Source organism: Candidatus Nanosynsacchari sp. TM7_ANC_38.39_G1_1 (assembly GCF_004138385.1).
The window spans coordinates 1-8,033 of the sequence record NZ_PQNZ01000037.1 but is presented as its reverse complement, the minus strand read 5'-3'; the positions used below and the strand labels follow the sequence as shown (position 1 = coordinate 8,033).

The window sequence follows — 8,033 nt, the reverse complement described above, 5'->3', positions numbered from 1 at the left end:
TCCTATATATATATCTTCACTAGTCCGAGACAATACCAACAACTACAGCTTGCATCCTTTAGGTGAAGCTGTCGATATAGCCATGATAAATGGTACGGCGACCACAGGCGGTGACCAGAATGCTATAGACATGCTACAGTATCTCCTTGATGGCAAAGTTCTACCGCAAGGCGCTGGTGTCGGACAGGAAGGCTGTGGCAATCGTGCTGGCTCGGGAATGGACGGCAAATTGTCCAGTGCTGGCTTGGTGCCTCATGACGACACGTGTAACCACGTACACTTAGCACTACGCTGGACAAGGAGTGCTCCGAAAAATTGGTAAAACTGTATGCGAAAAACGTTTTCTATTATACTAACTGCAATCTTACTGGCGAGCACTTATACGCAAACAGCTTTGGCAGTACCGCCAGAAAGATTATTCATCAATCCGGCTAATAATAATATAGAATACTACGATAGTATTGCTGCTTGCTCAACAGACTCAGGCACAGATTTATCATCAGTCGGTCCTGGCAGCGGTGCGCCTAACGGTATGACTTATCCGAATCTAGATGCTGCAAAGATGGCAGATGCAATCGAAAAATATATTGAAGCTCATGCATCAGACAGTCCACTAAAAGGCACTAGCCAAAAAGCAGTTGCAAGCGCTAAAAAAGCGAATCTTAACCCGTTCTTAGCATATGCCCATGCTATGATGGAATCAACATTAGCCACTACAGATGTACCAGGAGCCCAAATAAAGGTTCATCAAGGACATAATGCATTTGGACGCACAGCGACCGACTCCCAACCGCATGTCGTAGAAGCTAATCGCAACTGGTACATGTGGACTTCTTTCGAGGCTAGCGTTGACGCCGATGCCGAAGAGAACAAAAACGTCGATAGCGGCGATTGGTTTTCATACGACAGAGCTGTCTTCTCTGATGAAATCGACCAAGGTATGACAGCATACGCCAATAGATATGCTCCACCAGACGACGGTAACGATACCGCAGGCTACATTTCGTTCATGCAAGGCGCCCTTGACGAAATGGCTGGCTACGCTGGCGCTTCAGTCGCTACCGCCTCTACCGCATCGACTACAACTTCATCCAGCAGTACTACTAATTGCTGCGCGACACCAACCAAAGGCGGTGGCGTGGTCAAAATGCTATCAGATAACCCAGAAACCGCCCTAGGTTATTTGATGAGCGCTGGCAACGGTACGAAATTAACCCTAGCTCAGGCTGCCGGAATTGTTGGTAATCTCCAACAAGAATCAGGACCAACTCTAGACCCTAGAGCTACAAACGGCACTCACAACGGCATTGCTCAATGGGACGCTACTAACCGCTGGGGTAATGGTGTAGTTAAATTCGCCGCTGACATGAACGGTGATCCATACGACATAGCAATTCAATTGCGCTATCTAGCCTGGGAAATGGGCCTAACCGACGAATGGAAAGATCACACGCCAGGTCGCGGCGGTACTGCTGACGCTATTAGAGCTACCACTAGTGCCAGTCAAGCTGCAGAAGTCTTCGAAGTTCAGTTTGAAGGAAGCGGCGGTAGCGCACTTGGACAGCGCCAAGCTTATGCTAATGCCTTATATGATAAGTATAAGGATAGCTCAACGCTTACTTCCTCATCGGGAGCCTCTCTGCCGGGAACTTCTGCGTCATGTAGCAGTAGCGGCGGGAATTCAGCGCTACAAGAGTACACTCTCAAATACGCTTGGAAAGAACTAAACCATAGCCCTAGAAAAGAACGCACGCCAGATTATACAAATGCTATATCGACAGCTGTAAACGAAGGACGCTATGTAGGAGAAGAAGGTATCGACTGCGGAGGTTTTGTTACAACTCTACTATACGACAGCGGCTTCGATAAGACTTACAATAAAGACGCTAAGGGCGGTCCAACTTACGAACAAGAAGCTTGGGCTAAAGCAAACTGGCAGCGGCTTGGTGCTGCCAATGGTACATATGAGCCGGACGGCAGTAAGTTCACCGAAGACAAACTCCAACCAGGCGACGTGGCTTTCTCACAAGGACACACTTGGATATACGTTGGTGAAATTAGTGGTTTTGAAAGTAAATACGCCTCAGCCAGCCAGGGTATGAAGGCTCCAAGCGCGGGCGAGGAAGGGTTCTTTTACGACCAAAACGTATGGTATAGAAAGAAATCATCATCGGGGATATCAGCATGAATAAACGCAAAATTATTATTGCCATCATTTTCGCTATCATTGTGATCGTTGGTGCGCTAATTTATCAAATTTACACTGCTATTGACCGCTCAGGCAAAATCCCGGTCGAGGTTGCCGCAGCTCCTAACGACGCGAAAATCACTTTCAAAGACAAAAAAACTAAGGTCGAGTATGCTGCCAGAAACGGTACCAATTACCTGCCGCCAGGCGATTATTCAATCACGGCCGCCAAAGACGGCTTCCGCAGCAGCCAGACAGAGGTTAACGCCACCACCAAACCACGGTATACTGTCATTATCGAGCTCATGCCGCAATCAGATCAAGCTCGCCAGTGGCAAAAAAAACACATGGATCAATATAATAAGGTTGAAAGTATTGCTGGCCAGCAAATCCGCGAGGCTGGCAAAAAATTCACCGAAAAATATCCAGTAGTCGCTAAATTACCAATCAAAGATCCTTACTATTCGGTTGGTTACTACAAGAAAGACGATCGGCCAATAATCGTTATCCGTACCGAATCGCCGCAATACCGCTACAAAGCCACGCTGCGGTTAGTATCTATGGGTATCAAATTAAGCGATTATCAGATAGAATATGCCGATTATAAAAGCCATCTAGGAGAATAATTTATGACGCCGAAGAAGAAAATCATTATAATTGCCGCCGCTTTTTCTGCATTTACCGTTTTGATGATTATATTGGCAGTAATTACTTCTCGCCAGTATTTGACAATCTCATTCGATTCATCGAAATATTCTAGCGTTATACTATATAAAGGCACTGACACCAAGACCGAAAATACCATCGCTCCTACCAAAACAGTCATCGAAAAATCCATTCAGTCCGGCAAAGAGTATTTCTTGCCGAAAGGCACTTACTTTTTAGTAGCTAAGAGTAAAGATAATATCGTGTCAATTTTACAACGAGGAATATTGTTGGGCTCGGACAAAAAAAGCGTTTCTCTCGACTACAAATATACTAATTCGTACTTGCAAAAACTGACAAACGAGAACAAAAAAGCTATAGATAGCGCTATTCTGGGCAGCAATAGCAAGATAAGTACCTTTTACACTATCAAAAATGAAGCTGTACTAGAAAAAGGCGACTGGGCGATTGCCGCCTTGGTATTTAACGGCTCCGGCACCGACCTAAATCGAGACACCCTGAAAGTCGTCCTCGAGAAGAAAGATTCGAAATGGGTAGTTAAATGCAAGCCGATGATCTCGATCAGCAAATACGACTGCTCAGCGCCGCAAAGTACTCTCAATAAAGCTAACACTATCGACATCACTACACAGCGTCCGCTCATGCCGAATTATAACATCGGCAACACGAACAAAGTCGATAGGTACGAGTAGATAATCATAAGTACTAATCGCCAGTACTCGTCATCACGATTTGGTTATCGACAAACTCGCTCATCAGCCGCTTTTGGCGGTGTCGATCAAGCTCGCCAAAGACGTCATCTAGCAAAATTAACGGCCTTTTACCAGTTTGCTGCTCAATATAAGCTGCCTCGAGAAATTTCAGCGCCAAAATAATCGTCCGCGCCTCGCCGCGAGAGGCGACTTTGGCAGCGGGTTTATCGCCAAATCCAATCGCTATATCGTGCCGGTGCGGCCCAGTGCTGGTCGCGCCAACCGCCTTGTCATAAGTGATTTTTTCTTCATATTCCTTGAGCAGTTTTTGCGCCGACACGCGGCTTTCGTGGGAATATTTCAAGCTAACCGTGTCGCTCGTGCCAGCAATACTCTGATAGATTGCAGTTATTTTACTATTAAAATCGTTCAAAACCGCTTGGCGCTTACTAATAATTTTAGCGCCGTAATCGCTCAGTATCAGATTCCAAGAGAATAATTCGTCGTCGTTAATTAGCGGGTCCTTGAGGAGCTTATTACGCTGCAACAGAGCGCGATTATAGCGGCTCAGCTCATGTGAATATGACTGGTCATATTGCTGGATCAACCCGTCCAAAAAATCGCGGCGGCGCTGCGGCGAGCCGTTAACAATCCGCAGCGTATCCGGCTCAAACAACACAATCGGATATTTGAGAGCATAAGGCAAGCGGCCGTGTTTTTTGCCAGCAACCACGAACTGTTTGCGCTTGGCGCCGTCTTGATTTTGATAAGTCACCCGATATTGCAGTTCATCGGTAGCTACGTCTATCTGATACATTTGAGCGCCGTACGAACAAATCGATTCGTCGCTGCCGCGAAAGGACTTGCCGCGCAAAGCAATATATAAGGCCTCGATAAGCGATGTCTTGCCGCAACCGTTCGGGCCAGATATTAGCGTCGTTCCTGGCTCCAAATCAAGCATTTTCAGCGAATGAACGCGAACATTCTGCACCGCCAATCGCAAAATCTTCATATTAACTCTTCAGAGGCATAATTATATGGATATAATCCGAATTTTCGCTTGCCGGCGACAAAACGCATGGCGACAGTTTGCCGCTAAACCGGAAATCGACGCTATCGCCATCAATAACCCCAAGCGCGTCGGTAATATAGCGTGAATTTAACGTGAGAACACCGCCGCCAGTAACCTCGGCATCAGCCGAGCTAGTATTCTCGCCAAGTTCGCTAGCAATCGAGTGAATACTAATATTATTCTTTTCGCCATCAACCGTCACTGTCACGCTGCCGCCAGAATTGCGCGCAAACAATCCAGCGATCTTCACAATTCGCGAAAAATCATCCATCTTGACTCGCGCTTGGGTTTCGGAGGTCGCTGGTATTAACTGCTGATATTTCGGATAGCTGCCTTCGATTAAACGGCTGGTAATCTCGGAGTCATCGACCCGGAAGCGGACTTGCTCGTCGTCAAACAGTACTTCGACTTGGTCAGTGCCATCCGAAATTGTTCGCAGCACCTCTTGCAGGCTCGACGTCGGTACGATTGCCGCAATCTCGCTAGTAGTATCGAATAGGCGGCGCTGTGCTAAGCGATAGCCGTCAGTGCCCGCTAGATACAATTTACCGCCGTCAGTGTGCCAATAAACGCCGGTTAGTACTGGACGCGAGGTATCATTGCTAGTAGTGATAATCGTCTGGCTGACAGCTTGTTTGAAGTCAGCTACTGCGATAGTGTAGGTGACAGCTTGACTCTCATCAATCGATGGTAATTCTGGAAATTCACCAGCTTCAACGCCCGACATAATTGATGAATAATTGCCCGACGAAATCGTCATCGACGTACCCTTGCTAACTATATCAACCGTACCGCGCGGCAGACTAGCTATAAACTCGCTAATTAGTTTGGCTGGCAGGGTCAACTCGCCCGGTTTAGTAATTTTGGCGCCAACATAGCAAGTCGCTGCTATCTCTAAGTTAGTCGCAGCGACCAATAACCGGTTAGCTTCGGTTCGCAGCAACACATTGCCAAGTATTGGTAGTCCGGCGCGGCTGCTAGCGATCCGGCCAACGATTGCCAGTGCTCGCGCAAAGTTTTCTTGTGTGACCGATAATTCCATAATTATTACCTATCTTTCTTTTTATAATTAGTGATGTATATAGTAGGTGCTGTGGACAATGGGGAAAAGTAGCTGATTAACAGAGGTAATTGACGAATTTTAGCCTGAGAAAATCTAGCGGAAAAAGAGTGAGTTTCACATAGTAAAACTAGGCAGTTTGTCCACCTTGATGACAATGATAACAAGGCCTCTCGCCAAACAGTGGATAAACGAACACAATTTTTACCCAGGGCTTTGAACCAGCTGTACACAAAATTTCCACAGGATTTAAGCATAAAGTTTCTCCCGGATTTCGGCGACTTGTTCGCGGATAGTGAGGTCAAGCTTGATAGCCTTTTCAATTTTGTTGACCGAATGAATAGCCGTGGTGTGATCTTTGCGGCCGAGCTCTTGAGCGATGCGCGGGAAGCTCATGTGTAGTTCGCTACGCAGTAAATACATAGCAATTTGCCGCGGTGTAGCAATGTATTTGTCGCGCTTACTGCTGCACATTTCTTTGCTATCGATTTGGAAGTGGCGGGCGGTTTTGTCGATGATTTGCTTGGCGGTTAGATGTTGCGGCCTGGTTGATCGAACGTTGCCGAGCAGTCCTTCGGCGGTGGCGGCATCTGGCGTGGTGCCGCGCATTTCCGAATAAGCCAGCAGCTGATTAAGCGCGCCCTCTAGCTCGCGGACATTAGTTTTGATATTTTGCGCTAAATATTCGACCGTCTGGCGCTCCAGTGTCACGCCGGACATGCTAGCTTTGGTCTCGATGATGACGCAGCGAGTCTCGAAATCAGGCATTTGAATGTCAATCGCCATACCCCATTCAAAGCGGCTGCGCAGCCTCTCGGTTAAGGTTGGAATACTGCGCGGCGGCTTGTCGCTGCTGATGATAATTTGCTTATTAGCTTGATGTAGGGCATTAAAAGTATGAAAGAATTCTTCTTGAGTTTTTTCTTTGCCGGCGATGAATTGCATATCATCGACGATCAAGACGTCAACGTTGCGATATTTATCGCTGAAGCCAGCGATTTTGAAACGAATACTGTCGAGAAATTCTTTCATGAAAGTTTCAGAGCTAACATAGGCAACTTTCATTTTGGGATCGCGCTTGATGATGGCGTTGCCGACAGCTTGAATCAAGTGAGTTTTGCCTAAGCCGACGCCGCCGTAGATGAAAAGCGGGTTATACTTGGCGCCAGGATTGGCGGCTGCTGCCTGGCAAGCAGTATAGGCGAGGTCGTTGCACGAACCAACCACGAAATTATCAAAAGTGTAGCGTGGGTTAAGGGTGGTATTGGCGGTGGGCGTCTTGGCATTAACTGGCGCGCGGCTAATTAACTCGTTAGCGCGATCGCGCAGTGAAGCGGTAGTTTCGCGGCTAGTGATTTTTTTCTTGGTATTTTTGACTTTGTAATTAACATCTTTGATGTCAGGATTATTTTTCTTGAGTATTTCGCGGATTTGCGTATCGAAACGCTTTTCGAGCTGTGATTTAGCAAAGACATTAACAACACCGATAGTCGCCGTGCCATTATCGTAAGATAGTAGCTCAGTATCGCGAAACCAGGTTTTGAAGTTCGCATGCGATACTGAAAGCTCGATTTCCCCCAGGACACTTTGCCACAATGAATTATTCATCTAAAACTTATACCCTCACAAGCTGTTAATAACTTATCTCTATGATAGCTGATTCACGAGTTTTCCACAACTATAAGAACGTTACGTTCATTGATAGTTATGTAGGTGACTAAACAGGGGTGAGTTTTTCCACAATTTAGCGCCACCTCTGTTAAATTTGTGGACAAACCAGCCAAAAATGTGGATAATTTATATAGCGATAGTATAATCTCGACAGATTAGCAATCAAATATTGATTATTGAGCGTGAAATTGCTATAATAACTGTCATTATGCCAAAGCGAACTTTTCAACCGCATACTCGACACCGCGTCAAGACGCACGGCTACCGTGCCCGTCGGGCAACCAAAGCTGGCCGGGCTGTACTCAAGCGCCGCCAGGCTAAAGGCCGTGCTCGTATCGCACTCTAACTAGTCGAGGTAACTACAGGTAAATAGCGCTAATTTTCGGCGCTATTTTGCTATAATGGAATTTATTGTATGATTGCGTCAAAATATCGGTTTCACGGGCATGGCAGCTTGAAATTTTTATACAAAAACGGCCAAGCAGTTAGGTCGCGTTATTTTACGGTCAGATATATTACCAATCCTCGCCGCCAGCAGCCGCGCTTTGCAGTAGTAATTAGTAAAAAAGTTCATAAATCAGCAGTTGGGCGCAATCGTATCCGTCGCCGCGTTTATGAACGCTTACGGATTGATGTTTTACCTCGCGTTAAAAACGTCGATATCGCAGTGATTGTTACCAACGG

The 8,033-nt window shown here is 46.5% G+C and carries 8 protein-coding genes and 1 pseudogene; 6 read left to right on the top strand and 3 right to left on the bottom strand.

Annotated features, from left to right (window positions below; genetic code table 11):
- The 4 genes and pseudogenes from G1ANC_RS02955 to G1ANC_RS02940 form a co-directional block, all read left to right on the top strand.
- Positions 1-322, top strand: a pseudogene (locus G1ANC_RS02955) (hypothetical protein); the annotation flags it as partial.
- A gap of 6 nt (positions 323-328) precedes the next feature.
- The gene (locus G1ANC_RS02950) at positions 329-2,188 is read left to right on the top strand and encodes a phage tail tip lysozyme (RefSeq protein WP_129693533.1); all 1,860 of its coding nucleotides are present in this window, start codon (positions 329-331) and stop codon (positions 2,186-2,188) included.
- The gene (locus G1ANC_RS02945; protein ID WP_129693532.1) at positions 2,185-2,814 is read left to right on the top strand and encodes a carboxypeptidase-like regulatory domain-containing protein; all 630 of its coding nucleotides are present in this window, start codon (positions 2,185-2,187) and stop codon (positions 2,812-2,814) included. The genes G1ANC_RS02950 and G1ANC_RS02945 overlap by 4 nt, the downstream gene beginning before the upstream one ends.
- 3 nt (positions 2,815-2,817) lie before the next feature.
- Positions 2,818-3,546, top strand: coding sequence for a hypothetical protein (locus G1ANC_RS02940; protein ID WP_129693531.1), 729 nt, complete (start codon positions 2,818-2,820; stop codon positions 3,544-3,546).
- Between the two features lie 13 nt (positions 3,547-3,559).
- Here G1ANC_RS02940 and G1ANC_RS02935 read toward each other — a convergent pair whose 3' ends face one another.
- The 3 genes from G1ANC_RS02935 to dnaA form a co-directional block, all read right to left on the bottom strand.
- A complete protein-coding gene (locus G1ANC_RS02935) occupies positions 3,560-4,558 on the bottom strand; it encodes a DNA replication/repair protein RecF (RefSeq protein WP_129693530.1) in 999 nt (332 codons plus the stop codon).
- Position 4,559: 1 nt separating this feature from the next.
- The gene (gene dnaN, locus G1ANC_RS02930) at positions 4,560-5,660 is read right to left on the bottom strand and encodes a DNA polymerase III subunit beta (protein WP_129693529.1); all 1,101 of its coding nucleotides are present in this window, start codon (positions 5,658-5,660) and stop codon (positions 4,560-4,562) included.
- 267 nt (positions 5,661-5,927) lie between these two features.
- Positions 5,928-7,286 carry a chromosomal replication initiator protein DnaA gene (gene dnaA, locus G1ANC_RS02925; protein WP_129693528.1) on the bottom strand — a complete coding sequence of 453 codons (1,359 nt, stop codon included), beginning with the start codon at positions 7,284-7,286 and terminating at the stop codon, positions 5,928-5,930.
- A 271-nt stretch (positions 7,287-7,557) separates the two neighbouring features.
- On the opposite strand from dnaA, the gene rpmH reads away from it, so the two are divergent.
- Positions 7,558-7,695 carry a 50S ribosomal protein L34 gene (gene rpmH / locus G1ANC_RS02920; RefSeq protein WP_129693527.1) on the top strand — a complete coding sequence of 46 codons (138 nt, stop codon included), beginning with the start codon at positions 7,558-7,560 and terminating at the stop codon, positions 7,693-7,695.
- 69 nt (positions 7,696-7,764) lie between these two features.
- On the top strand, positions 7,765-8,033 hold a 269-nt coding region (gene rnpA / locus G1ANC_RS02915; protein WP_129693526.1), incomplete at its 3' end, for a ribonuclease P protein component.